Source organism: Alkanindiges hydrocarboniclasticus, from assembly GCF_001982605.1.
In the GTDB taxonomy this organism is placed as follows: domain Bacteria; phylum Pseudomonadota; class Gammaproteobacteria; order Pseudomonadales; family Moraxellaceae; genus Alkanindiges; species Alkanindiges hydrocarboniclasticus.
This window is the reverse complement of record NZ_MLCN01000057.1, coordinates 1-1,650: the sequence shown is the minus strand read 5'-3', so window position 1 is coordinate 1,650 and position 1,650 is coordinate 1. Positions and strand designations below refer to the sequence as shown.

Sequence of the window (1,650 nt, the reverse complement as noted above, 5' to 3'; positions counted from 1 at the left end):
GTTAATCCGTGTGTCCCTGGTTCGAGCCCAGGTTGGAGAGCCAAGATTCTGCGGTAATAAAAAATCCCTGCCATGTGAGCAGGGATTTTTATTAATCTTTAGGTTTATATCCTAATAAAAATTAAAATAAATTATTATTCAGATATTCTAAATTTAGAACTTTATAATATTATTTAAAGGAAATTTTTCTTTAATTTTTTCTAACCATAGTTTAGGGAAATCCTCACTTACGTAATTTATTGTAGTTTTAAAAGCTGTATCATGTAAAATTTCAACAGAAGTATTGTAATAAAGCTCACTAGAAATAGCTTTATTAGGAAGTTTCATTTTTTCCAAATTTACTCTCAAATTTTTAAAATTATTTCTAACAATATCAAAATTAGTTTGCTGTGGAATTACGCGTATTTCAACGATTAAATCACCTGCAAAACCAAAAATTGACTCTAAAGCAACTCCACCTGCGCTGATTGTTAGTGATGGAATCAATGCTTCAATTTCCTTACCTATGAAAGATACAGGCTCTCTTAAAAGGTCATCAATATTTACTCCAAAAGGAAGCAACTTGGAGATTTCCAACTTATCACTTTCAAGTGTCATTTAATTCCTACTCCTCGTTTTTGATTTCTTAAGTTAATTAGCAAGCCATCAGCAAGATGAAGAGTATGACCTAATTGATTGTTCAAAAATCTAGGATCATTAACATTCCATGCCCAATCATCTAACATTTTACTACCTCGTACGTCCTCATAAATACTATGAGATGCTTCCCACATTCTTGTAGCTAGAGTTGTAGCCAATTGAATTTCAACTTTAATTTGCATAGGTATAGATTGAGCAAGAATCTGATAATTTACATTATGTGTAAATGTAATATGCTGTGCATAATAGCCTTCTGATTTATTATGAACTTCAAGTTCAGGGTTCATCCCCATATCTTTAGCAGCATCGTAAAGACGCTGAGCCAAAAAACTAACTCCGTCCAAAAATGCACATGTTACTCTAGTTCTAATTAAATCAGATAAATTTGGTATAGGAAATTTATCACTACAAAATAATTCATCAATGCAAAAAGCAGTATTTTCTTCCTGTAAAATAGATTCATTTTTTTTAATTTTTCGAACTAATTTATCTTTAATACTATCAATGGACTTATTCTGAAACCCATCAAAACCACCTGTTTTTAAAAATAATAAACCGCCATACTCTTTTTGATATTCTTGCTCCCAAAAAGTGATGCTATTTTGTACCTTAGACCAGAAATAATCATTATTAATAGTTTTTGACCACACTATTAAATTTTCTTGTAATACATTCCAATACTGGCTGACAGATAATCCACCTATTTGTTTTTTCAATATTTCATCAACACTGGAAAAAATTTTTTCATCTTTTTGATTTCTAACATTTATATTGAATGACATATACTCTCACTTAGAAAATATTAGTTAGATATTTCGCTTACAAAGCAATTTTTACTCAATTCCTTACCCTACTATACATCTAAATAACTAATAGGAAAATTATACAAAGCTCCGTAGCTAGAGTTAAAAGTAATTATTTTGTATATTGTTGATACGCTTAATTTTCTATTGCTGTCTACAAAACCAGCAAAGTAACCTGATTTTATTAATATTTTAGCAAAACCAATTT

At 29.7% G+C, this 1,650-nt stretch carries 2 protein-coding genes; both read right to left on the bottom strand.

What is annotated here, in order from left to right:
- Positions 1–153 precede the first annotated feature (153 nt).
- A complete protein-coding gene (locus BKE30_RS14935) occupies positions 154–597 on the bottom strand; it encodes a hypothetical protein (RefSeq protein WP_076879364.1) in 444 nt (147 codons plus the stop codon).
- Complete coding sequence (locus BKE30_RS14930) at positions 594–1,421, bottom strand: hypothetical protein (RefSeq protein ID WP_076879363.1); 828 nt, start codon at positions 1,419–1,421, stop codon at positions 594–596. The genes BKE30_RS14935 and BKE30_RS14930 overlap by 4 nt, the downstream gene beginning before the upstream one ends.
- Positions 1,422–1,650 lie beyond the last annotated feature (229 nt).